This is a genomic window from Sulfuricaulis sp., from assembly GCF_041499725.1.
Lineage (GTDB): Bacteria > Pseudomonadota > Gammaproteobacteria > Acidiferrobacterales > Sulfurifustaceae > Sulfuricaulis.
Map to the genome: position 1 here is coordinate 23,443 of NZ_JBGQKW010000002.1, position 23,414 is coordinate 46,856.

General features: G+C 55.1%; 20 protein-coding genes and 2 tRNA genes. 13 read left to right on the forward strand and 9 right to left on the reverse strand.

The window, feature by feature from the left end:
- Positions 1-5: 5 nt before the first annotated feature.
- From ACC569_RS00610 to ACC569_RS00620, 3 genes are read left to right on the forward strand one after another with little or no spacing between them, the layout of a single operon-like run.
- Positions 6-2,093 carry a hypothetical protein gene (locus tag ACC569_RS00610; protein ID WP_372521545.1) on the forward strand — a complete coding sequence of 696 codons (2,088 nt, stop codon included), beginning with the start codon at positions 6-8 and terminating at the stop codon, positions 2,091-2,093.
- Positions 2,090-4,114: a hypothetical protein gene (locus ACC569_RS00615; RefSeq protein ID WP_372521546.1), complete on the forward strand. Its 2,025-nt coding sequence runs from the start codon at positions 2,090-2,092 to the stop codon at positions 4,112-4,114. The genes ACC569_RS00610 and ACC569_RS00615 overlap by 4 nt, the downstream gene beginning before the upstream one ends.
- A 16-nt stretch (positions 4,115-4,130) precedes the next feature.
- Entirely contained in the window at positions 4,131-4,994 is an 864-nt protein-coding gene (locus ACC569_RS00620; protein ID WP_372521547.1) for a glycosyltransferase family 2 protein, read from the forward strand.
- A gap of 85 nt (positions 4,995-5,079) precedes the next feature.
- Here ACC569_RS00620 and ACC569_RS00625 read toward each other — a convergent pair whose 3' ends face one another.
- From ACC569_RS00625 to ACC569_RS00650, 6 genes are all read right to left on the reverse strand, one after another.
- The gene (locus ACC569_RS00625; RefSeq protein ID WP_372521548.1) at positions 5,080-6,021 is read right to left on the reverse strand and encodes a hypothetical protein; all 942 of its coding nucleotides are present in this window, start codon (positions 6,019-6,021) and stop codon (positions 5,080-5,082) included.
- Positions 6,022-6,044: 23 nt separating this feature from the next.
- Entirely contained in the window at positions 6,045-6,965 is a 921-nt protein-coding gene (locus ACC569_RS00630; RefSeq protein ID WP_372521549.1) for a glycosyltransferase family 2 protein, read from the reverse strand.
- A gap of 154 nt (positions 6,966-7,119) precedes the next feature.
- Positions 7,120-8,484, reverse strand: coding sequence for an SGNH/GDSL hydrolase family protein (locus ACC569_RS00635; protein ID WP_372521550.1), 1,365 nt, complete (start codon positions 8,482-8,484; stop codon positions 7,120-7,122).
- A gap of 13 nt (positions 8,485-8,497) precedes the next feature.
- Complete coding sequence (locus ACC569_RS00640) at positions 8,498-8,650, reverse strand: DUF5989 family protein (protein ID WP_372521551.1); 153 nt, start codon at positions 8,648-8,650, stop codon at positions 8,498-8,500.
- Positions 8,650-9,063 (reverse strand): SxtJ family membrane protein, encoded by a 414-nt coding sequence (locus ACC569_RS00645; protein WP_372521552.1) that lies wholly within the window; start codon positions 9,061-9,063, stop codon positions 8,650-8,652. Before ACC569_RS00645 ends, ACC569_RS00640 begins: the two co-directional genes overlap by 1 nt.
- Positions 9,064-9,067: 4 nt before the next feature.
- Positions 9,068-10,909 (reverse strand): carbamoyltransferase, encoded by a 1,842-nt coding sequence (locus tag ACC569_RS00650; RefSeq protein WP_372521553.1) that lies wholly within the window; start codon positions 10,907-10,909, stop codon positions 9,068-9,070.
- A 219-nt stretch (positions 10,910-11,128) separates the two neighbouring features.
- On the opposite strand from ACC569_RS00650, the gene ACC569_RS00655 reads away from it, so the two are divergent.
- Positions 11,129-11,204 (forward strand) — tRNA-Ala (locus ACC569_RS00655).
- Between the two features lie 150 nt (positions 11,205-11,354).
- On the opposite strand, the gene ACC569_RS00660 is transcribed toward ACC569_RS00655, so the two are convergent.
- Positions 11,355-11,555: an RHS repeat-associated core domain-containing protein gene (locus ACC569_RS00660; RefSeq protein WP_372521621.1), complete on the reverse strand. Its 201-nt coding sequence runs from the start codon at positions 11,553-11,555 to the stop codon at positions 11,355-11,357.
- Between the two features lie 12 nt (positions 11,556-11,567).
- On the reverse strand, positions 11,568-14,624 hold the full coding sequence (locus ACC569_RS00665; protein ID WP_372521554.1) for a spermidine synthase: 3,057 nt from the start codon (positions 14,622-14,624) through the stop codon (positions 11,568-11,570).
- A 625-nt stretch (positions 14,625-15,249) separates the two neighbouring features.
- Between ACC569_RS00665 and ACC569_RS00670 the strand changes: the two genes are divergently transcribed.
- From ACC569_RS00670 to ACC569_RS00700, 7 genes are all read left to right on the forward strand, one after another.
- Positions 15,250-15,325 (forward strand) — tRNA-Arg (locus tag ACC569_RS00670).
- 45 nt (positions 15,326-15,370) lie between these two features.
- Positions 15,371-15,982, forward strand: coding sequence for a cytochrome c biogenesis heme-transporting ATPase CcmA (gene ccmA, locus ACC569_RS00675; RefSeq protein WP_372521555.1), 612 nt, complete (start codon positions 15,371-15,373; stop codon positions 15,980-15,982).
- A 1-nt stretch (position 15,983) separates the two neighbouring features.
- Complete coding sequence (gene ccmB, locus ACC569_RS00680; protein ID WP_372521556.1) at positions 15,984-16,661, forward strand: heme exporter protein CcmB; 678 nt, start codon at positions 15,984-15,986, stop codon at positions 16,659-16,661.
- A gap of 3 nt (positions 16,662-16,664) precedes the next feature.
- A complete protein-coding gene (locus ACC569_RS00685; RefSeq protein ID WP_372521557.1) occupies positions 16,665-17,402 on the forward strand; it encodes a heme ABC transporter permease in 738 nt (245 codons plus the stop codon).
- Positions 17,399-17,569 (forward strand): heme exporter protein CcmD, encoded by a 171-nt coding sequence (gene ccmD, locus ACC569_RS00690; protein WP_372521558.1) that lies wholly within the window; start codon positions 17,399-17,401, stop codon positions 17,567-17,569. Before ACC569_RS00685 ends, ccmD begins: the two co-directional genes overlap by 4 nt.
- Positions 17,566-18,018 carry a cytochrome c maturation protein CcmE gene (ccmE, locus tag ACC569_RS00695; protein ID WP_372521559.1) on the forward strand — a complete coding sequence of 151 codons (453 nt, stop codon included), beginning with the start codon at positions 17,566-17,568 and terminating at the stop codon, positions 18,016-18,018. Before ccmD ends, ccmE begins: the two co-directional genes overlap by 4 nt.
- Positions 18,015-18,536 carry a DsbE family thiol:disulfide interchange protein gene (locus ACC569_RS00700; protein ID WP_372521560.1) on the forward strand — a complete coding sequence of 174 codons (522 nt, stop codon included), beginning with the start codon at positions 18,015-18,017 and terminating at the stop codon, positions 18,534-18,536. The genes ccmE and ACC569_RS00700 overlap by 4 nt, the downstream gene beginning before the upstream one ends.
- 581 nt (positions 18,537-19,117) lie before the next feature.
- Here the strand turns inward: ACC569_RS00700 and ACC569_RS00705 are convergent.
- Positions 19,118-20,419: an NAD(P)-binding domain-containing protein gene (locus ACC569_RS00705; protein ID WP_372521561.1), complete on the reverse strand. Its 1,302-nt coding sequence runs from the start codon at positions 20,417-20,419 to the stop codon at positions 19,118-19,120.
- Between the two features lie 337 nt (positions 20,420-20,756).
- Here ACC569_RS00705 and ACC569_RS00710 point away from each other — a divergent pair, with 337 nt between their 5' ends.
- Both ACC569_RS00710 and ACC569_RS00715 read left to right on the forward strand, forming a co-directional pair.
- Positions 20,757-21,587, forward strand: a complete 831-nt coding sequence (locus ACC569_RS00710) for a hypothetical protein (RefSeq protein WP_372521562.1) — start codon at positions 20,757-20,759, stop codon at positions 21,585-21,587.
- 20 nt (positions 21,588-21,607) lie between these two features.
- On the forward strand, positions 21,608-23,407 hold the full coding sequence (locus ACC569_RS00715) for a cytochrome c3 family protein (protein ID WP_372521563.1): 1,800 nt from the start codon (positions 21,608-21,610) through the stop codon (positions 23,405-23,407).
- The last annotated feature ends 7 nt before the right edge of the window (positions 23,408-23,414 follow it).

A 23,414-nucleotide genomic window follows, 5' to 3' on the forward strand; every position in this document is an offset into this window, starting at 1 on the left:
GAACCGTGACCAGCTGGCTGCGAACACGTGCGTTAATAGTTGCTCTTGGCGTATACGGCATAATCGCCATCGCCGTGACGTTAGCCTACTTTCCGGGTCTCCATGGTCCCTTCGTCTTCGACGACATTCCCAACATCGCGCACAACTCCGCGATCCAGATTTCCACGCTCTGCCCGTCATCGCTATATGCCGCCGTGGTAAGCAGCCCAAGCAGCGCACTGGGCCGGCCGCTGGCAATACTCAGTTTTGCCATCAATTACTTTATCGCTGGAGATCTGACAAACACCTTTGACTTCAAGCTTGCAAATCTGGCGATACACCTGACCAATACAGCGTTGGTGTACTGGTTCGTTCTGCTCCTTCTGAAACAGGCAGCGAAGACCAATCCGACATTAACGAACGCGCAATGGCTGCCAGCACTCGTCGCCGCTTTCTGGGCGCTCCACCCCTTAAACCTGACCTCCGTGCTTTACGTGGTACAGCGGATGACCTCTCTTTCCGCGCTATTCGTGCTCCTGGGGATGATCTTGTTCCTCCACGGACGTCAGCGTGTACAGGAACAGAAACGACACGGAATGACGCTGATCGTGGGCGGGTGGTTGACGGGGCTGGTTCTTGGCACGGGGGCAAAAGAAACCGCCGTGTTGATACTCCTATACATCCCGCTGACAGAGTACATTTTCTTTTCTCGGGCCGATTTCCGCACCGCCGCTGGGAAGCCGCTGCGTGCCTTCTATGGACTCGCGATCGTCCTGCCACTGCTGGCGATACTGGCTTGGGTGCTTACGCATCCCCAGTTTGTCCAGGAATCCTACAAGATGCGCAACTTTGACATGACCGCGCGCTTGCTGACCGAACCGCGGATATTGTGGTTTTATCTTTATCTATTGTTCGTCCCGAACATCACCGAGTTCAGTCTCTTTCATGATGACATCCCTATCAGCACCGGCCTGTTCACACCGTGGACCACGTTACCGGCAATCTTGGCGCTGGTGGCCCTGACTGCAGCGGCCTTCATGGGGAAAAAGAAATATCCGATATTCAGCTTCGCGGTGCTGTGGTTTCTCGTCGGTCACAGCCTGGAATCGAGTTTTTTGCCACTCGAGATAGCGCACGAACACCGCAATTATCTTCCCGCCATTGGGCCATTAATGGCCATGGTCTACACGCTGGGTAGTGCTTTCCCTGATCGGAATCGCCTATCTCTGGCTCTGTGCATCATGCTAGCTGTCGCTCTGGCAAGCGTCACGTTTCTTCGCGCACAGGCATGGGCCAGCGAAGAACAACTAATCGTAACCATGGTCCAGCATCACCCTCGTTCAGCCAGCGCGCAGGCAATGCTGGCAGAATTGTACGCCGTTCGTAAAGTGGATTTGATCCAGGCCCAACGACACTACGAGGCTGCCGCCGCGCTCGATCCCAACGAAATGAGTTATCCCATCAGAATACTGATCAATGGGGTAAAAATGTCATCTCTCGGAATGAATGGTGGCGAAAAAGGGTCGAGCCTCGTCGAACCAGACCAATTCCACACCGTGATTTCAACTCAGCTCCACGGCCACATTAAAGATCGTCTGTCCCATAATGCATTAACACCAACGACTATGCTTACCCTCGACGATATGGCTTCGCGCATCACACAAGCGCCGCTCCAGTATCATGATCTTTATCCCTACGCCATCGACTGGTACCGGGCGGTACTAAAAAACCCCAATGTCACGCGTGATGCGCATAATGCATCCGTGATCCATCTTTTCGAGATCAGCACAGCCGCGGGCGATCATGCGACCGCGTTAGAAACCGCTGTGACTGCAAGATTACATGACCCTGCTGATATTAGTTATGCATTGATGGAGGCCGATGCCAGAATTTCGCTGCACCAGCTCGGGAGAGCAGAAGATATGCTTCTGCATATCAAACATGACTCAAGCCGCCTCTCACCGGAAATCATGAACGATATAGATATCCTTCTCACAAAAATCCGAACCATACGTGCGGGTCACACAAAAACCTCAAGCGAGCCAAAACCGCTGTTGTCGCAAAAAACTGCCAGATATCACTTACCTTTCTCTGAGCCGAAAACCACGCGATGAGACGCAGCCTCATTACCGCCATTTGTCTTGCGGCAATCCTACTCATCGTCAGCTTGGCCTATCTGCCCGGCCTGCGGGGTCCTTTCGTCCTCGATGACGCCGAGAACATCTCTCGTGATCCCTCTATTGCGCTCAAGGAACTCAATTGGGAAGGAATACGGAACGCGCTAGGAGGTGACGCACGGGCGCCCCTCAAACGTCCGCTCGCATCCTTGACCTTCGCCTTAAATTATTACTGGGCGGGTGGATTCGACGCAACCTGGTACTTCAAGGTTACCAATCTCGTCATTCATACCATCAACACCGTACTGGTATACGGTGTTGCATTCCTCCTGTTGTCGTCGCCACGCCTGCGTGAAACGCTGACACAACCTCAAAAACAAGCCGTGGCGCTTCTCGGGACGGCTCTGTGGGCTATACACCCAATCCAGCTGACAAACGTATTATACGTGGTACAGCGAATGAACGGTCTTGCAACATTGTTCATGCTCGCGGGGCTGATTCTGTTCATGCGGGGACGACAGCATCTACCTACATCGCCAGTGAAGGCTCTTTGGTTAATGTGCATCGGGGCCATTGGCGGTATGACGCTCGGCATAGCTGCAAAGGAAAATGCAGCACTAACTCCACTTTATCTTCTTGTTATCGAGTACACACTTTTCGCGAGAAATGACCTGGAAAAACGGACACGACACTATCTTTACGCGTTCTACGTGCTCAGTCTCGCCATACCGGCGGCTGTCTTAGTTAGCTACATTGTCACCCACTCCAATTTCATTTCGGACGCATTTGCCACACGACAATTCACGGCCTACGAGCGACTTCTGACGGAAACACGCGTTCTGTGGTACTACGTGGGCCTTTTACTTGTACCGAGCACGAACCGGCTCAGCCTATTCCATGATGACATCCCGTTAAGCCATGGCCTTTTCGACCCGTTCTCGACATTTTTTGCCGCAAGTGGGATTGCGGCCGTGCTGGTGTTCTCCCTGTTCAATGCGAAACGGTTTCCTGTCGCCGCATTGGCTATATTATGGTTTTTGGTCGGACACAGTATGGAATCCACGGTTATCGACCTCGAACTCGTCTATGAACACCGCAATTACCTGCCAAGCCTAGGCCCGCTCTTTGCTTTCGCGTATGGCCTGATTGCGCTCACAAAGGTCGGATCTTCGAACAAACTGTTGTGGTACGGATGCGCAGTAATATTGGTGGGAATGCTTGGAATCGACACCTGGGTCCGTGCAGATTCTTGGAAAGATATCCATACATTCGCCGTCACCGAGGCGCAACATCACCCCCTGTCCGAGCGAGCCAACGATTTCGCCGCGCGTGTTAGCCTTATAGAGAAACAAGACATTGGGGAAGCCCTGCAATATACATTACGCGGCCTGAAAGCAGCGCCTGGGGAAGTTGGTTTTTGGGTCGACCTGCAAATCTTATTAGCGTTGCTCCCGTCTCAATACAATGATATTGCTGTCGCAAACTTACCTTTACCCCCTGAACGCACCGTTTCCGAGACAGTTCCGCGGCTTCTGCGGGAGAAACACGTATCCGTCCATGCCGTTGTTGCGCTTGAAAACCTGCGGCGGTGTGTCGTAATGCCACCGCATGCTTGCAGTTCATTACGCGAAAAGGCTACACAGTGGACTATTCTCGCTGCGGATGAATCACAAACTTCGCATGACTACGGTGGAATACTCGCAGCAAATGTCGCGCAGCTACTCGCCTATACCGGTGACTACGTGCGGGCATACCAATACATGAATCGTGCCTCTGCTAAACTTCCGGATTTGATGTCGTATAAACTTGCAAAAACTGAATACCTACTCAAATTGGGGTGTCTAGACCAAGCCAAACCTGCGATCGAGCAGATCGAACAGATGAAACAGAATAAGAATGCATACAATTTGACAAACCAAGCCTCACTGATCCGGCTGAAGGAAATTTACAATGCTTCGTTAAAACAAGGCTCCAACGCGGCAGACACGGGAAATTTATGCTATAAATTGGATAAATAAATTTATCTAACCATTTATGCCGCAAAACATCTCTATTATTATTCCTGCAAAGAACGAGTACGCCGGTCTATGCGTCCTGTTACCCGCATTGCGAAAAAATCATCCCACTGCCGAGATCATCGTCGTAAATGACGGTTCATCGGACGATACCGCGAAGGTCTGTACAGCACATGACGTAGTTTTACTATCTCATCCATACAATATAGGGAACGGTGCGGCCATTAAATCAGGGGCGCGCAACGCCACGGGCGACATTCTGGTTTTCATGGACGCTGATGGACAACATAATCCGGATGATATCCCACGGCTGTTATCGAAATATAATGAAGGTCATGACATGGTTGTCGGGGCGCGTCACAGTAGTTCACAGGCGAGCCTGGGCAGGTCTTATGCGAATAGAATCTACAATTGGTTAGCGAGCTGGATGGTAGGGAGAAAAATCGATGACCTGACATCAGGATTCAGGGTGGCAACAGCGACAAAGTTCAGGGAGTTTATTTACTTGTTACCGAATGGCTTCTCCTATCCAACGACCATTACCATGTCGTTCTTCCGCGCCGGCTATCCTGTCGCCTATGTCCCGATCCAGGCAAAAGCAAGACAGGGGAAAAGTCACATCAACCCGCTGCGTGACGGGGTACGATTTTTGATCATTATTTTTAAAGTGGGGACGCTTTATTCACCGCTTAAGCTCTTCGCTCCAATTAGCTTGGTTTTTTTCGCCACGGGGATTAGTTACTATGTATACACCTACCTGACCTATACCCGCTTTACCAACATGAGCGCTCTGCTGCTCATCACGTCCATACTCATATTTCTAATAGGCCTAGTATCCGAGCAAATAACCACATTGGTCTACAAGGACAGCGGGCATCAGTAAGCCGAGGTCTAGGTGGAGTTTACTTGAATTGGCAATGACTAATAATCTTTAAATTCCATCCGAACTGGTATGAGGCTCATTCACATCAAGCTCGACAGTAGCTAGCAGCCAGGCGAACGAGGTGATTCAGAACCCAGGCAATTAGATCAGCAGACAACACGACTAACCTGAACCCCGAGAGGATGACGATAACAAATTCCAGCCCCGCACCAGCCGTTAAGATGTTGCTCGATACCACCTCAAAGACTCCGATGCCTTGAGGAGCGAAGATACTTATAAAACCGATGCCCCACGAGAATAGATAAACCCCGGCTATATCGATGAGCGACGCCCCAGGCAGAAAATCGGCGAATGAGTATACATATAAGATAAATGCAAGCGCCGCCAAGCTCCAGAATACGGCTACTACCCCTATGCTGCACATATAGCGCAGCAGTGTTATCCGCTCTGCACCACCGAGGATCCATCGGTTCGTCACCGGCAAGACCACGATCATCCCAACGAAAGCTATAACCGCCGCCAACGTGCCAATATCGCCCCATCCTCCACTTCCGCTGGAATATCCAAGCCAAGCCCCGCCAACGAATATTGTCACCGAAGCGGCAAGGCAATTTTCCAGGAAAACAAAGGCGGTAAGTCTTTTTTTGCTGATTCCGTGCGCATGAAAATCAAGAACCCGGCCAACCGTGTGCCAGATCCCGCCGGGCAGATAACGTGCGGGAAGGTTACGAACATGATAATGAAGCGCGCGCTTGTAGTTTACAGCGGGTCTTTCACCGTTGAATACCAATATAGCCACTACCGGCGACAGAAGGTGCAACACGGCCCATATCATCACTGCCAATAACAGGTATGTTATGTTGCCTTGAGCGACGGCAACATGAAGAGTGTCCCACGTTCTCCATGCAAAATAAGAAAGAAAGCCAATAGCGAGAATAAGAAAAGCCGCGCGACTCCAGCGGAGCAATGCACGCCAGAATTCGCGCCGCTGTGAGCCCTTTCCCAGTGATGCTGGATTATCTTTCAAGTAAAACTCGGCTGTGAGGGGTGCTACGACTGGCCTTGCCCACGATTGGCCATGCGCCTAGCAACGAAATATTTCACGGGCATCGATGGCAGCAGAATTCCGATAATACCGATCTTTTCCGACCATGGGATGTGGGACCGAATAACAACTGCAATCAGTTCAATAGGGAGACGAAAAATCGGGAACATCTTGTCAATCAACGAACGTGACAATGCATATTCACGATTACGGTACCGGCTCATTCTCTGCTTGAATGTCTCATCTTTGCGGAATTCGCGTCTTGCCCATGAAGTATCCCTGTTATGGACAAAATCACCCATCAGCGCCAGATCGGAGAGCGTAATCAAATCAGTGCCTGCAATTGAGAGCAGTCGGGCTTTACGCAACGCCTCGGAACGGATCACGCCCAGAATGGGATGCATATTACCCCAGAACACAGAGAAAAAACGCGCCACAGCACTCATGTCGCGAGTGTCTACCCAACCGGTTTCCCTATCCAGGGTCGATCCTGCGGCATTCATCCAGTTGGATGAACCATACGCAATAACCGCTGCAGGCATCTCTTCCAGCATCTCGACGCACTTCGAAACGATATTGGGCATCCAAAGGTCGTGGCCCGATGCCCACATGAAATATTTACCGTGCGAGAGATCAAAAACACGCCGAAAATTTTCTGTCACACCGCGGTTTTGTTCGAAGCGGAAGTAGCTGATCCTTGCATCTTTGCTTGCGAACTCACGGCATATCTCGCCAGTCCGATCTGTCGAAGCGTTGTCGGATATGATGATCTCTAAGTTCGTATAATCTAGTAAGGACAGGGATTGAAGAGATTCCCTGATGAATCGCTCTTCGTTATAGACAGGAACGCCAATGCTCGCAAGCGGCAAATCCTGGTTGTTTATATGAGTATGAGCGATGGGCTGAGATTGTTTCTGGTTGGTCATTGATTTAATCTCTGTTTGCCTAAATTCTAGTCTATCCCTCGCATGATCAGGTCTACCTCAAGCAAAACAAGTGCTGGAGGATGCTATAGGATCTTAAGCCAAACCCAAGCGCCGCGAGAATAGACTGAGTAATGTGAAAAGTTTTTCTATTTTATCAGCGAGCGAAGTATCGGGCCCGTATGGCTTGCGGACCGAATTTCTTGGGGTCAACGGCATCAATCGTTCCGACCTGCGGAAGCGCCACGATATCACGGACGTCGACGACACGAATCTTGTCCAGTCTCCATCCATTTTTTTCCGCGACTTCCTTGCTGGCGAACTGCCATAATCCTTCTTTCATCGCGAGAAAGGGAAGAAGTTTTCCCGGGCTTAGCATGACTCCGACTAAACCTCGCGGCGGTTGCACCATATATTTCCCAACCGCGGGCGCAAGCGTGGATGCGATGATACGGTATCCAGCCTTTAAGGGATGGCCATTCGGACCAGACGGATACAGTTGCACATTGGAATTGGAAGATGCCGTCTTTTGCAGGGCTTCGACCAAATCCACATAATCCACGTTCGGCAGCAATCGAATCGATTGGGCCAGCTGGTCGATATTTTTTCGCTCCAACTCAACAAGCTTCGTATATTCTGCGCTGGCATTTATGCCTTCGCGGCGCACCCGCTCCGCATACACCAATTCTTTTGATGGGATAATGGTCAAGACAAGATGAACATTAACATCACTCGCGGACTTCGCCATCAGCTGTGCCACTTTCTCCATGATTTTGTAACCAGCGCGAACTGTTGCATGGGAACTGTCATTCGATACTAACCGTAAACTCGGCGTGAAGGTGATTGTCAGTCCGTCCTTGAAATGTGCCTGCCATTGCTCTTCAGGCGGAGCCGGAAAACCTGGGAATCGCGGTCTGTCAGACAGGTCTAGATTCGGATCCGGACGTAGTGGAGCCCAATGCTCTACGGAATAGGCCAGCGTGACTGATTCATCAGGATCGTTGCCTGTATAAAAAGCGACGACAATGACACGCGGTCGAAAGAATGTGGCGCGAGTAAACATATTAAGGTACTGGACTGCGCCCCAACCACCCGTGGCCATGCTGTATACCACGGCTTGCTTCTCGCCAAGCGTCTTCTCAAGATAACTCGGCCAATTCTCCGCAAGAAGTGCATTGTTCCCATATGTCTGGCTGTCGCCAATCGTGATGACATCGGCAACATCCGGAATAGACCTATTTCGGAATCCGAGAAGATCGTGAGGGCCAACACCAGTGAGATCGACCAGCATGGGTCTGGCGCGTATATTCACATACGGATCTTTAAGAAGAAAATCTTGGCTTTCGACATCTTCTTTTCGAAACACATTTTCAAAGAATGGGGGCACCTCCTTGCTGACGCGAACAGCCTGCAAGTCCACTGGGATGCCCAAAAGCTGAGGCGCAAACCAGCGAATCAGCCCGATGGCAACCACCAGCGTGATTGCCACCACGCCAATCGACAATACCCACTCCTTTTTCATTATTTTACCACTATCAAAACAAGGTGTAGATAAACGGAGCCACCACCGACCCGTGCGAAAGCACGATCAGCACTCCCAGCAAAAGCAACGTAATGATGATCGGCAGGAGCCAGAATTTCTTGCGTACTTTCATGTACGCCCACAGATCTTGCACAAGTTCGAACATTAAAACGGTCTCTCCATATCATTTGCGGTCGAAGGTTGAGAAGGTCTCCGATAGCTTCGCAGGGCTGCCGTCCATTGACGCATCATGGGGTCTTTCCCCATGAGCTTCATCGCCATTCCCATCGGAGACACCACCAGGTAATAAACAATGCCTAACACCACCCTGGTCACCACGGCGTTGATAATCATGGCCAGTTTCATCCACACGCGGAAAACAGGCTGAAGCGTGTTCGGAGTGAAGACCGCGGCAAGCCAGAAAAGACAAGCTGGAAACCACGGCCAGACCGGCAATGTCGTGCCTTTCAGCCAGGGCACGAGCAGGGCAAATACTCCTGTCAGAATCAGCCCGAAGATCAGACCAAATTGCCTGAGTTCCTTGGGGGTCGGCTCGGAGAAAAATTGCTGCTGGCTCATTGTCTTAGTCTAGTTCATATTCTTTTTGCCATGACCAGTCCTTTTCTCCCGGCGGCTGGTCGGTTTTGGCGAGCAGGAAGTTCCCCAGTGCCAGGTAATCCATCTCGGTGCGCATGAAACAGCGATAGGCGTCCTCGGGGCTGCATACAATGGGCTCGCCACGGACATTGAACGAAGTATTGATGAGCACCGGACATTTTGTCTGGCGCTCAAACTCGCACAACAGGGCGTGGAACCGCGGGTTGGTGTCACGGTCTATCGTTTGAACACGCGCCGAATAATCCACATGCGTGATGGCAGGCAGAATAGAACGCGGGATGTTGAGCTTCTCGATCCCGAAAAGCCGTTCCTGCTCCGCCGTCGTGGATATTTTGTGCTCCTCCTTGAGAGGGGCGACTATCAACATATAAGGGCTGGGACGATCGAGATCAAAATACGCCGATACCCGCTCAACCGGCACTGCCGGCGCAAACGGGCGAAATGACTCGCGGTATTTGATTTTCAGATTCATCACCGATTGCATCCGCGGACTACGTGGATCTCCCAGGATCGAGCGCCCTCCCAGGGCGCGGGGGCCGAATTCCATGCGGCCCTGAAACCAGCCAATGACTTTTTCCTGCGACAGGAGCCGGGCGACTTCCGGAAAAAGTTCCGCGTCGCTTATTCGGCGGTAACTCGCCCCCATCGAGTCAAGGTAATGCTTAATGTCCGTCTCGGAAAACTGCGGACCGAGATAGGAGCCGCGCATACGATCCGTGTTGCAGACTTTTCGTGGTTTATCGAGGTATTCATGCCAAACCGCCAAGGCCGCACCGATCGCGCCACCGGCATCGCCCGCCGCCGGTTGGATCCAGATATCGCGGAAGGGTCCCTCGCGCAGCAAACGACCGTTGGCGACACAATTCAGCGCCACGCCGCCCGCCAGGCATAAATATTCGCAACCCGACTCCTGACGGATGGTCTTGCCCAGGCGCAATATCACTTCTTCGGTAACGGCCTGGATCGACCTGGCGATATCCATCTCGCGCTGGGCAAGGGGCGATTCAGGTTTGCGTGGCGGTCCGCCAAACAGGCGGTCGAATTTTCCGTTGGTCATCGTAAGGCCGGTGGCATAGTTGAAATAATCCATATTCAACCGGAAGGTCCCGTCCTGCTTGAGGTCCAGCAAGTGTTCCAGAATCACGTCCACATACTTGGGCTCGCCGTAAGGGGCAAGACCCATCAGTTTGTATTCACCGGAATTCACCTTAAAGCCCGTATAATAGGTAAAGGCGGAGTACAGCAATCCCAAGGAGTGTGGAAAATCGATCTCCCACAATGGGGTCAACCGGTTCCCTTCGCCTAGCCACACAGACGTGGTGGCCCATTCGCCGACGCCATCCATGCAAAGCACGGCGGCCTTCTCAAAAGGGCTCGGGTAAAATGCCGACGCCGCATGTGATTGATGATGCGCCGCAAACAAAAGAGGTGGCAGCGCCGTAGCTTTGACGTTCGCAATACGTGCAAGCTCCTTCTTCAGCGTCGTCTTGAGAAAGAGTTTCTCCTTGAGCCACACCGGCATCGCGGCAAGGAAGGAACGGAATCCCTTGGGGGCATAGGCCAGATAAGTTTCGAGCAACCGCTCAAACTTGATCAGCGGTTTATCGTAAAACACAATGAAATCGATCCCCGCAAGGTCAAGCCCGCCCTCCCTCAGGCAGTAGGCGATTGCCGCGCTGGGAAACCGCGAGTCGTGCTTTTTGCGCGAGAAGCGCTCCTCCTGCGCCGCCGCAATGATGTCGCCGTCGCGCACGAGTGCCGCCGCGCTATCGTGATAGTAGGCCGAGATACCGAGAATATTGGTCATTTTGAGCAAGTATAATGCATGCGATGAGCGCAACCGTGACTTGATTCACGTTGTTCGGCTTCATAACTGTGCCGACCGAGGACGTGATTCCCCGCCTTTCTCTCGCCTCCAACCCGAGCTTCCGCCCAAGGTCCTTCTGTTTTACAATGCGCGCCTGCCTGTCCAAGCTAGGCCAGTCTAGCCAAATAGACCGGTTTTTTCGGTTTTGCAGATCATGTAGGGGCGGTAGCTCAGCTGGGAGAGCGCTGCGTTCGCAATGCAGAGGTCGAGGGTTCGATCCCCTTCCGCTCCACCAAATTCCCTTCCGTGTGCAAGCGGTTAGGACTTACCCCTCGCTGCTGTCGGGCGCGCGACCTTCGCCGTGCTCAGGCATCCGCGGGGGATGACACGCGGTCACCGATGATATCGGTCACTTCATTATCTTATCAGCTTGCCTCATACAGAATCACGGCGTCGGGATACCGTTGAAGTGTAGTTCGGGTTTTTTGAACGGCACGGGGTTAGTGCGCGCGTACAACGAGGTATTCAATCCGCCCGCCAACCCAATCGGATCACTGCTGATATACCTCCCTGTCTTGGGACCATAATACCTCGCCCCGTGGTCATGCAGCCCCGACTCCACATTGTAATACTGACCCGGCAGTATTCAGGTAGACGTCTACCCAGGAAGGTTTTTTTGAAAGCGAGGCGACAGTCTGGGACTGAAAGTAGAAGAAGATTTTCTTGTTGCCAATTCGCTAAACGCTTGCGCCCTTAGAAATCGCAACATGAAGCTGGGCGTATTGTTACTGAGTATCTGCGGCGCGAATGTCGCCCACAACCGCCGAGCATCTTGCGGGCGATCCTGTGCGAGATACCCCAGCATGCCAGCGCCCAGCATATAGCTGCCCTGTTCACCGCTTACACCCGTGACGGTCGCGAGCAGCTTTTCCGCGACCGCAGCCATACCTGCCGCATCGCGTTGTCCCACTGCACGGAATAATGCCAGCGAATCTGCCTGCGCTGGAGACAACCTACGGTAACAGTCGGATGATAGCCAATGCTGCCACAGCATCTGTGCATCATCAGGGCGCAGTTGCGGGAGGGTAGTACTAGCGATGTAATAAACGCTGTCAAGCCATAACGCCGGCGCCGACACGTCGCGACAGTTTTGTGCAAGCCCCTGTGTTACGACAAGATTCCGCACGAGATTTGCGTCAAACTCACTATGGCCTTGCGGCGGAAGTACACCGCTCTTATAGAATTTACGAACGGCGGCCGCACGTTGTACCGATTGCGTCCGCGCAAATCCCGAGCTCGGTGTCACGCATGTCACGCAGGCCGCTGGAACAGTATTTCCCAGCATCTCTAAAACCGGTAACGGTGCAATCCCGAGCCATACCAACTCCACAGCCCTGCTGTGCATAAAGCGGGTGCGCTCGGCATTAAGATCCAGCACCGGAAAGAAATCAGAGTTAACTGGCACCGGGAATGAAGCAAACAGTGGTTCAAACAGCGCACGGTCACCGATACGGCGCAATGCCAGATCCTGTGGCGTAAAGATACCTATTCTGCGCAGCTCCTGGCTCAAACGTGGCTGCGCCAGCACTGCCGGGTCCGGCGGTGACAGGCGACCATCCCACCGCGCTACGATCAAAAGATCGCCGTCGTCGGCTGCGTACAAGGCGTAGTCCGTAAAGTTAGCGCCGATAGCCTTCATTACCGACGCTACTAGACCAGTATTGATCTCGTAAAGTTGTAACCATTGTACGAACAGCCCTCCCGGATTCAGATGCGTACGGACGCGTTGGTAGAATTCGTCGGAAAACAGTCCGGCGACACCACTCACCCAAGGATTGGAAGGCTCGGATACGATAATGTCATACCGATTACCACGCGCCGCAAAGAAAGACTTGGCATCGTCGATGTAAATATGGCTGCGCGGGTCTCGAAAGGTTCTGTCCACGTGCGATCCAAAACCATGCGCGGCCTCGACCATTGCCGGTTCGATCTCAATCGTGTCCACGCGTTCAAGACCCGGTGCGCTGAGCAAAACGTGCGCGGTGAGTCCCGAACCCAACCCAATATTGGCCACCGTGCGTGCTTGTGGATGCAGCATGAGAGGCGTCACCGCAAGCATTATCATGGTTGTTTCGTCCGGGGCCGGCGGACCGTCCGCGGATAAATTTATCATTGCATCGGGTTTGCCATTGGTGCGGATGCTGGCGTTGCCGTCCTGATGTTTCACGAGATCGACGGTCGCTGTTTTTCCATCTTTATGGTAGAGCAGCTCAACTTCGCCTGGCCGGAACAGACGCCCAAGGCGGTAAACTCCGGAAGCCATTTTGTAGCGGTCAAGTTCGACACCCAACAGAGTAATAACCACGGCCGCGCTGGCCAATACTGCCGTACCCGGAACCACCCACGACCGGGAGCCAACAAGCGCTGCACGTAGTAGTACAATGCCAAGCGCCATATCAAGCGCCGCACCCATCGTGATTAATCCCTTGACACCAATATTCGGCAGTCCGAAGTGCACAGCAAAGAATATTCCGGCGATCGCACCCGCCGTGTTGGCGGCGTACACCGCACCGATGCTCTTCTCCCCGTGATGCGTACGTAATAGTACATTCGTGATTAACGGCAACGTCATGCCGGCGCAAAAAGTCGCCGGCAGCATGATGACAAGTGCGATGGTGTGACTCGCGACATTAAACAAGCGGTAACCGCCCGCCGTGGGTGCCAGCGAGTTCATAATCTCCCGCATCAATTCGAAGCTCGCGTTGTAAGCCACGAGTGTCGCGAGCGCAAGCAGTCCCATGATGATCTGTACCAAACCGAGAAAACGCACGGGTTGCTTCAATCTGTCGATGCGGCGGCGTATCCACAACCCGCCGAAAGCGAGGCCGAAGATAAACGCGCCCAGCATGAGTTCGAACGCGTGGGTGGAACTGCCGAGCACGAGACTCAACATGCGGATCCACCCGATCTCGTACATGAATGACGCGGCGCCGGTGAACAATGAAGCAGCGAGCAGAAGCCGCCATGACCCGATTGCGTCAGCACTGAGACTGCGTGAAACGGTCGGCGCTGCTTTCTCCGTCGTGTGCCGCGCCAGCAACCAAACCAGCAGGGCCAGCAAGATATTGATGAGCCCTGCGGTCAATATCGTCCCCGGCAAACCGACGAGTTCTATCAGTACGAATCCGCTCGCCAAGACGCCAATCGCGGCGCCGAAACTGTTGGTGAAATACAACGTCGCGATGCTGGCCCCGGATTCTGCCGGAAAGCGGCGTACGAGACCCGCGGTCATGAGAGGGAATGTGGCGCCGAGTAGAATGGACTGCGGCAGTATGAATGCTCCGGCAAGGCTCCATTTGAAGAGATTGACTGACCACGGCGAACCCAATGCCGGAATTACCACGGTATATGCTAGATCTGTGGCGCTAACGAAAACTTTGTGGAACACCAAGCCACATACGCCGATCGCCCCTTCAGTCAGGGCATACGCTAAAAGCAGGTTCTTCCACCGCACCGAATAACGACTCGCGAGCCACGATCCGATAGCCATACCGCCCATAAAGATCGTCAGCACCAGCGTTTGGGCATACGCGGCATGACCCAGAAACAGTTTTAAATAGTGACTCCAGATGGATTCATAGATGAGGCCAGAGAAACCGGATACAGCGAAAAGGAAGTAAAACAGATTGCGTCGATATCGTTGGGAATCGGCCATAGACTTGGCTTCCTTTTATATATGTTTATTTGTCTCTACAAGCTGCCTAGACAGTGTAGTCAATACACCACGCAATTATATGTAAACCTATGCATGGCGAATTCTTACATCACGCAGCACCGTGCGGTTTCCCGAGAAACCGGCTGGGATCGGCGCCGACGGCGATGACTCGCGGCTTACGTGCTCGGAGGGTTTGGCCCGCGGGGTAGGCCTGAACGCGGTGACCCCGAACGGACCATGACGAGTATCCCGATTCGTTCGTCATGGGGAGGCTTCCGGCCTGTCACTGCCAGCGTGACCCATTCGTGACACACTCCAGATTACTCCTGGATACTGCTGGACATCTGAGTCGTGCGAACGCTGAGCCTGGGTGCATAATGTGTTGATCGGCATGGCCGCAGATTCTGCGGATGAGTTTCGCAATACAGCGGTCGACGGTTCGACCCCCCTCCGCTCCACCAATACCGAGAATGGCCGGAAATCCCGGCCATTTTTTGTGCGGGGCAGCACACCATATCAGCACATCGCTCATGCCGCCCCCCGGCGCGACGTGCCTGGCTCCACTTGGTTCGGATGCTCGTTGCGGCTGCTAATCCCGCCGCCCGCCCTGCTAGAATAGCGGCACGCCCCGGTAGCTCAGTGGATAGAGCGGCCGCCTCCTAAGCGGCAGGTCGCCGGTTCAACTCCGGTCTGGGGCACCAGCTTCAAAGATTGATGTATCTTCAACCTTTCTTGGGGAGGCCGGTTTGCTGGAAGCGGTAGATCTTGAATGCGTGCGCGGCGATCGGCCGTTGTTCAGCCATCTTTCTTTCCGTCTCAAGCCGGGTGAGCTGATGCACGTCACCGGCGTCAACGGCAGCGGCAAGACTACGCTGCTGCGCACGCTCTGTGGATTGACGCACGCCGCCGCGGGCGAGGTGCGCTGGAACGGCTCTACCATTCAGGAGTTGGGCGACGACTATCGCGGCCAGCTCGCCTACGTCGGTCACAGCAACGGCATCCAGGGCGAGCTGACGGCGGAGGAAAATCTGCGCGCCGCCGCCTGCCTCGGCACCGCCGCCGATACGACGCGTATCCAGGAGACACTGGAGCGCCTTGGGCTCGCGCCGTACCGGCACTTCCCTTCCAAGGTCCTGTCGCAGGGTCAGAAGCGCCGCCTCGCGCTCGCGCGGCTCGCGATCCTGCGGAAATCGTTGTGGATCCTGGACGAGCCCTTGAGCGCGCTCGACGTGAACTCGGTGGCCCTGATGACGGAAATCCTGATGGAGCATCTCGCCCGGGATGGGTTGATCATCATGACATCGCATCAGGATATCGGCGTCGAAACAAAAACCATGCTACAGCTGCAACTCGACTGACGTGCCCGGTTTCCTGAAAGCCATCGGCTGCCTCCTACGGCGCGACCTGACCGTCGCACTGCGCCGCAGCACCGACGTGCTCACGCCGCTGGTATTTTTCATTATCGTCGTGAGCCTGTTTCCGCTCGGCCTCGGTCCCGAACCCGCGGTCCTGCGAACCATCGCCCCCGGCGTCATCTGGGTGGCAGCGCTGCTCGCCACCATGCTCTCGCTCAACCGGCTGTTCGCCAATGATCACGCCGATGGCACGCTCGAACAGATGGCGTTGTCACCCCACCCGCTCACCATCCTGGTATTGACCAAGGTCGCCGCCCACTGGATGCTGACCGGCCTGCCGCTGGTGTTGATCTCGCCGCTGCTCGCGGTGCAGATGAATCTGCCGGAATCGGCCATGGGCACGCTTATCCTCTCGCTGCTGCTCGGCACGCCGGTCCTGAGCCTGCTCGGCGCCGTCGGCGCGGCGTTGACGCTCGGCCTGCGCGGCGGCGGCGTGCTGGTTTCGCTGCTGGTACTGCCGTTGTATACTCCGGTTCTGATTTTCGGCGCCGGTGCCGTCGCGGGCGTGATCGCCGGCATTGACATCGAAGCGCATTTTTCCTTGCTGGCCGCCTTTCTCGCGTTAGCCCTGACGTTGGCACCCTGGGCCGCCGCCGCGGCATTGCGCGTTTCCCTGGATTGACACATGCAATACATGCATAAGTACGCCTCACCCAAATTCTTCTACACCCTGGCAGGACAACTGACTCCGTGGATAGCGGCACTGACCACCCTGCTGCTGGTCGTGGGGCTCTATCTCGGCCTGTTCGTGGCCCCCGCCGATTATCAGCAGGGCGAAAGTTATCGCATCATGTTCATCCACGTGCCCGCCGCGTGGATGTCCATGTTCATCTACGTGTGCATGGCCGGCGCCGGGGCCATCGCGCTGGTCTGGAACGTCAAGCTCTTCGAGATGTTCGCCGGCAACTGCGCACCCGTCGGCGCCTCGTTCACCTTCCTGGCGCTGGTGACGGGCTCGCTGTGGGGCAAACCGATGTGGGGTACGTGGTGGGCCTGGGACGCGCGCCTGACCTCGGAACTTATCCTGTTTTTCCTGTACATAGGCTACATGGCATTAGAAGCCAGCATTGACGATCCGCGGCGCGCGGCGCGCGCCTCCGCGATCCTGGCGCTGGTCGGCGTGGTCAACATTCCCGTCATCCACTTCTCGGTGGAGTGGTGGAACACGCTGCATCAGCCGGCCTCGGTAACCAAAATGGGGACGCCCTCGATTCATCCGAGCATGCTCGCTCCCTTGCTGCTGATGTCCCTGGGCTTTACCTTCTATTTCTTTACGGTGGCGTTGATGCGCATGCGTAATGAAATCCTGGAGCGGGAACGGCATACCACGTGGGTAGCGCAACTGCTGGGGTCCAAGTCATGAACTGGTCGGAGTTCTTCCACATGGGTGGTTACGGCTTTTATGTCTGGAGTTCTTATGGACTCGCCCTGCTGGTTCTGCTCCTAAATCTCTATTTGCCGCTGCGCCGACGCAAGACGGTCCGGCGCCTGCTGCACGAATTTCTGCGACTCAAGGAACAAACCCGATGAAGACAAGACACAAGCGCCTGGCGATCATCGTCACCGGCGTGGTCGGACTGACCGTTGCCGGCCTGTTCGTATTGAATGCCTTCCGCAGCAACCTCGTGTTCTTCTACTCGCCCACGGAAGTACTGGGAGGCAAGGTCGCCACCAACAAGACCATCCGCATCGGTGGCCTGGTGGAAAAAGGCTCCGTGCAGCGTTCGCCGGACGGTCTCAAAGTCGACTTCGTCGTCACCGACCTCAACAAGAAGCTGCCGGTGCACTACGAAGGCATCCTGCCAGATTTGTTTCGTGAAGGTCAGGGCGTCGTGGCGCAGGGACGGCTACAGGCAGGCAATGCCTTTACCGCCAGCGAAGTGCTGGCCAAGCACGATGAGAAATACATGCCTCCGGAGGCCGCTCAGGCCCTGAAGGGCGGAACCTTTGCGCCGGGCAGCGAGGTGAAGAAGCCATGAAGAAATATATCGTACCCCTCGTCATCTTCGTGGCGTTGGGCCTGCTGCTTGCCTACGGACTGAATCTCGATCCGCGTCGCATCCCGTCACCGCTGATCGGCAAACCTCTCCCGGCCTTTTCGCTGACTACCGTCGCCGATCCCGCGCGTAAGGTGAGCCGTGATGATCTGCACGGGCGCGTCTACCTGCTCAGTGTCTGGGCCTCGTGGTGCGTTGCCTGCCGCGAGGAACATCCTCTCCTCAACGAACTCACCAGCCGCAAGGCCGTGACCATTATCGGTCTCAATTACAAGGACAACCGCGAGGACGCGCTGCAATGGCTGGGAGCCCTTGGCAATCCTTACGAACTGAGCCTCAGCGACCGGGACGGAAGACTCGGTATCGATCTTGGCGTCTACGGCGTGCCGGAAACCTTCGTGATCGACAAACAAGGCGTCATCCGCTACAAGCAGATCGGTCCGATGACGCCGGAAGTGTGGGAACAGAAGCTGGCGCCGTTGATTAAAGAGCTTTCCTAATTGAATCGCTTTTCGGCGATAATAAAAATCTAATTGCGGGTAGCTCCGCCCCTGCACGCTTCCTGTCGAACGGCCTGCGGCCGCGTGATGTGAATCTGGAATGCTCCGCCCCCGACCCAGGATGGCGCAAAAACTCCCTCGCCTCCTCCCTTCGGGGCACTTGCCCAAAGCCTTGCGGTGCTCATATGCGCCATACGGGGTTTCAAAAAAACCCACTCTTGCCAACCGCCCCGACGGAACAGGTCGGCAGGGTTTTTGAGGCCCCGTAGCCGCCGCCGAGCATCGCAGGGAAAATCGGGAGAAGCGAGCCTCGTGTTTGAGCCCGAGGCGCGTTGTTCAGCGCCCGGCGAGTTAGGCGAGCGCCGATTTTCCCGAGAAGCGCAGGAAGGGGTCGGCGGCTCCGGGGGGTCCTTCTCTTTGGTGACTTTCTCTTGGACAAGCAAGAGAAAGTCACCCAGGGTGCAGGGGCGGAGCCACCCGCCATTAGGTTTTGAGATCGCGCGCAAAGCGCGCGAAACATTCAAAGCCTGGATCTCCGCCTTCGCGGAGATGACAAGCCAGCTGCCCGGTACGAGCGGCGCTCATGCGGTTCCGTACTTCGTCTCCACCATTACCCCAATCTCCTTCAGAAATGGAGTTGGCAACACACCGCCGACACTGACAATCACGGCATCGTTTTTGATCTCCACCATTTTTCCGGCATGATCGAGCGTAACTTTGTCCGGCTCGATTTTTTTCACATTCGACTGTAACAACACTTTGATCCGCCCTTTCTTCCCGGCTTCCTGAAGTCGCTGACGGTTTTTTTCCTTCACACGTCCGAAGGCCTCGCCACGGTAGGAAAGCGTCACGGTGGTGCCCGGCTCATCTGCGATGGCGAGCGCCGCTTCGAGCGCGCTGTCGCCGCCGCCGACGACCAGAACGTGTCGGCGGCGGTATTGCTCCGGATCAATGAGGTTGTAGACGACTTTCGGGAGTTCCTCGCCCGGTACATCGAGCTTGCGCGGCGTGCCGCGCCGACCGATGGCAAGTAGGACGGCCCTGGTTTCATACGAGTTGCGCGAGGTTTTTACAATAAACCCGTTTCCTTTCTTGGTGATTGTCTCCATGCGCTCGCTGTAATTAATCTTGAGCCCGGTCTTTTTGGCCGCGCCCTGCCAGAACTCCAGCAGCGCCTCTTTACTGATCTCGCTCATCTTTACCTTGCCGATAATAGGCAACCGCATCGGCGCGGTCATGACAAGCTTGTTGCGCGGGTAGTGATACACCGCGCCGCCGAGCGAGTCTTCCTGTTCCACGGTGGCGGACCGCAATTTGTGCTCCATCGCGCCCAGCGTGGCGGCCAGGCCGGCCGGTCCTGCGCCAACGACGACCACGTCGAGCGGGAAATTCCTGTCCTTCAATTTTCGGATGGATTCTATTGCCTGACGGCCCTGTTCCACCGCTTTGCGGGTGAGCCCCATGCCGCCGAGTTCCCCGGCGATGAAGATTCCCGGCACATTGGTTTCGAAATTCGGATTGACCCGGGGAATATCCAGGCCACGCTTGGCGGTGCCGAAAACAAGCGTGATGGCGTCATGCGGGCATGCCGTCATGCACGCGCCGTGGCCGATACATACGGTGGGTTTCACCAGATGTCCCTTGCCTTTTATGAGGCCGATGGCCTGCTCCGGACAAGCGGTGACACAAGCGCCGGAACCGATACAGCGATTCGGATCGAACACCGGATGCAGCGAAGCCGGCTCCGTCAGCCCGGCTTCCACTGACTCTTTCATCTGCGTGACGTGATGTTGTTCCTTTTTTCCATGGCGGCGCAGGTAAAAAAACAGCACCAAGGCCAGCGGGAGGAGATAAATCAGATATCCAGTCACATTCTGTTCCATGAATAACTACGATCGTCCCATGCCTATAAATAATACTAGCCACGGCACAGCCACTGGCCAGCCACTAGTCTGCCAAAACCCGCGTTTCATACTGTTAATCATGGCATTTCGGGCCCTGACATTCTTTAATTGCATGTAATGGAATAGTTTTATGCTCCCGCGGCGGCGGCCATACGTGCCGCCGGGGTCATGGAGTTAAGGATACATCATTAATAATAATTGTCCCGCCTCCGGGCGGAAGTAGTTGCATGGGAGAACGATGGGTCACGAACAGGCGATCATACGTACCGCCAAGATACCGGCGCGGCCATCCGAGAAATCCGAAACGCGCCGCGGAATGCCGCGATCAGTCGCCGTTTTACCGGTAACGGTGTTGCTGTTGCTCGCCGTCTGGGCGGTGCGCGAAGGCCACTACTACGAACCGGGCGACGATTTCGGTTACTACCTCGGCGTCGTCGGCGGCGTGATGATGCTCGTCTTGTTGCTTTATTCGTTGCGCAAGCACATTCACTTCATGCGCAACTGGGGAGCCACCAAACACTGGTTCCGGGTGCACATGATCCTGGGCATCGCCGGACCGACCTTGATACTTTTCCACTCCACGTTTCGTGTCGGCTCGGTGAATGCAACGGTCGCGCTCGGCTGCATGCTGCTGGTGGCCGGCAGCGGGATCATCGGCCGAGTCATTTACCGCAAGATCCATCACGGGCTCTATGGCCGCAGCGCCACCTTGCAGGAGGTTCAGACGAACCTCGGCATCATCGGAGGCGACGTAAAATCCAAATTTCATTTCTCCCCCCCTATCGAGAAGCGTCTGAAAAAATTCGAGGCCTCCACGCTCGCCGAACACCATGGCGTCTGGTCGCGGATCTGGTCTTTTGTCACCGTGGGGATGCTCGCCGGCTGGACATACTATACGGTCACCCGGGATCTGGAACGCCTCGGACGCACCCATGCCGACGAGCACGGATGGGACTCCGTCAAGCTTGAGAAACGCTTGGGGGCCGGAAAGATGGCAATCCGGATATATCTGGATGCCGTCGTCGACGTGGCGCGGTTCAATGCCTATGAACGGCTGTTCTCACTGTGGCACATCCTCCATGTCCCGTTCGTGTTCATGCTGATCATCAGTGGGATCGCGCATGTCATTGCCGTGCACATGTATTGATACCATCGGAAACAACGGGCTTGTTACGAACCTTCATCACATGGCTCACGATCGGTTTTTCTCTCGTCTTCCTGCCAGCGTCCTCTCGTGCCGAATCCCTCGAGAGCGTGCTCATGCCGGGCAAGGTGATTGAAGGCCATGCGGACCTCGAGACTAACTGCAAGATCTGCCACGCGCGTTTCAAGAAATCCGCGCAAAATGCCCTGTGCCTGGACTGCCACAAGGATGTCGCCAAGGATGTTGCCCAGAAACAAGGCTATCACGGCCGCCTTGCAGAGCAGGAGTGCCGGGTGTGCCACACCGAACACAAGGGGCGCACGATGAACATCGCGCCATTGGACGAAAAATCCTTCGACCACAAGCTCACGGACTTCCTGCTCAAGGGCGGGCACGCGAGCGCGAAAGTTTCGTGCCGCGATTGCCACAAGCCAAAGGCCAAGTTCCGCGACGCACCGTCAGACTGCTTTGCGTGCCACAAGAAGGATGACAAACACAAAGGCAGCCTGGGCACCCAGTGCGCCGACTGTCACCAGGAAAGCGACTGGAAGAAAACCCTTTTTGATCACAGCAAGACGAAATTCCCGCTAACCGGAAAACACCGTGACGTCGTCTGCAAGGACTGCCACGCTGATCCCAAATTCAAGGGCGCCCCGACGGCTTGCGTCGCCTGTCACAAGAAAGACGATGAACACAAGGGAAAGTTCGGCACCAAGTGCGAGAGCTGCCACACCGACCGGGAGTGGAAGACGATCATCTTCAACCACGACAAGGATACAAAATACCCCTTGCGTGGGAAACATCGTCTGGCGGCATGCACCACTTGCCATACCGGTTTCTTATATCAGGAGAAGCTCAAAACCGCCTGCGTGGCCTGCCACAAGAATGACGATGACAAGAAAGGCCACAAGGGACGCTTCGGCGAGAAGTGCGAGGCCTGCCACACTGAAAAGGATTGGACCATCACCACCTTTGACCATGACCGCGACACGAAATACCCGCTGCGCGGAAAGCACATCCAGGCCAAATGCGCGAGCTGCCATACCGGTTCCTTATATCAGGAGAAGCTCAAAACCGCTTGTGTCGCCTGCCACAAGAGCGACGACGACAAGAAAGGACACAAGGGACGCTTCGGCGAGAAGTGCGAGTCCTGCCATGTGGAGAAGGACTGGAAGGCCGCCACGTTCAACCATGACCGCGATACGAAATACGTTCTGCGTGGCAAACACATTACGGCCAAGTGTGAGTCCTGCCATACCGGCTTTCTATTCAAAGAAAAGCTGCAAACGATATGCATCGCCTGCCACGAGAAGGACGACAAGCACAAGGGCCAGGAAGGCAAGAAATGCGAGTCCTGTCACAACGAGCGTGACTGGAAGGCCTCTAAGATCGACCACGGGCTTACCCGCTTTCCGCTACTGGGCAAGCATGCCGGTGTGGAATGCAAGAAGTGCCATATGACATCCGCCTTCAAGGACGCGGGCATTGCCTGCGTCGCCTGTCATGAGAAAGACGACAAGCACAAGTTCAAGCTCGGACCGCGCTGCGAAACCTGCCACAACGCCCTGTCGTGGAGAGCCTGGCGCTTCGATCACAACAAGCAGACCTCATACAAGCTCGACGGTGGACACGAACGCATCGTCTGCGAAGCCTGCCACAACAAACCCATGCCAAGAAAAGTGACGCTGAGCAACACTTGCAGCAGCTGCCACGAGGCTGATGACGTACACAATGGCGGCTTTGGAAAATATTGCGAACGATGCCATGTTACCAGTTCATTCAAGAAAATTCGCGCGGGAGTCGGTGGTGCGGCGGTTCATTAAAAATCTG

Coding starts and splice junctions, on each gene's coding strand:
- ccmD (WP_372521558.1), top strand. CDS start 17,399: ATGAACTGGTCGGAGTTCTTCCACATGGGTGGTTACGGCTTTTATGTC.
- ACC569_RS00710 (WP_372521562.1), top strand. CDS start 20,757: ATGCCGCGATCAGTCGCCGTTTTACCGGTAACGGTGTTGCTGTTGCTC.
- ACC569_RS00640 (WP_372521551.1), bottom strand. CDS start 8,650: ATGTTCGAACTTGTGCAAGATCTGTGGGCGTACATGAAAGTACGCAAG.
- ACC569_RS00615 (WP_372521546.1), top strand. CDS start 2,090: ATGAGACGCAGCCTCATTACCGCCATTTGTCTTGCGGCAATCCTACTC.
- ACC569_RS00635 (WP_372521550.1), bottom strand. CDS start 8,484: ATGAAAAAGGAGTGGGTATTGTCGATTGGCGTGGTGGCAATCACGCTG.
- ccmE (WP_372521559.1), top strand. CDS start 17,566: ATGAAGACAAGACACAAGCGCCTGGCGATCATCGTCACCGGCGTGGTC.
- ACC569_RS00705 (WP_372521561.1), bottom strand. CDS start 20,419: ATGGAACAGAATGTGACTGGATATCTGATTTATCTCCTCCCGCTGGCC.
- ACC569_RS00685 (WP_372521557.1), top strand. CDS start 16,665: ATGCAATACATGCATAAGTACGCCTCACCCAAATTCTTCTACACCCTG.
- ACC569_RS00700 (WP_372521560.1), top strand. CDS start 18,015: ATGAAGAAATATATCGTACCCCTCGTCATCTTCGTGGCGTTGGGCCTG.
- ACC569_RS00645 (WP_372521552.1), bottom strand. CDS start 9,063: ATGAGCCAGCAGCAATTTTTCTCCGAGCCGACCCCCAAGGAACTCAGG.
- ACC569_RS00620 (WP_372521547.1), top strand. CDS start 4,131: ATGCCGCAAAACATCTCTATTATTATTCCTGCAAAGAACGAGTACGCC.
- ACC569_RS00665 (WP_372521554.1), bottom strand. CDS start 14,624: ATGGCCGATTCCCAACGATATCGACGCAATCTGTTTTACTTCCTTTTC.
- ACC569_RS00650 (WP_372521553.1), bottom strand. CDS start 10,909: ATGACCAATATTCTCGGTATCTCGGCCTACTATCACGATAGCGCGGCG.
- ACC569_RS00630 (WP_372521549.1), bottom strand. CDS start 6,965: ATGACCAACCAGAAACAATCTCAGCCCATCGCTCATACTCATATAAAC.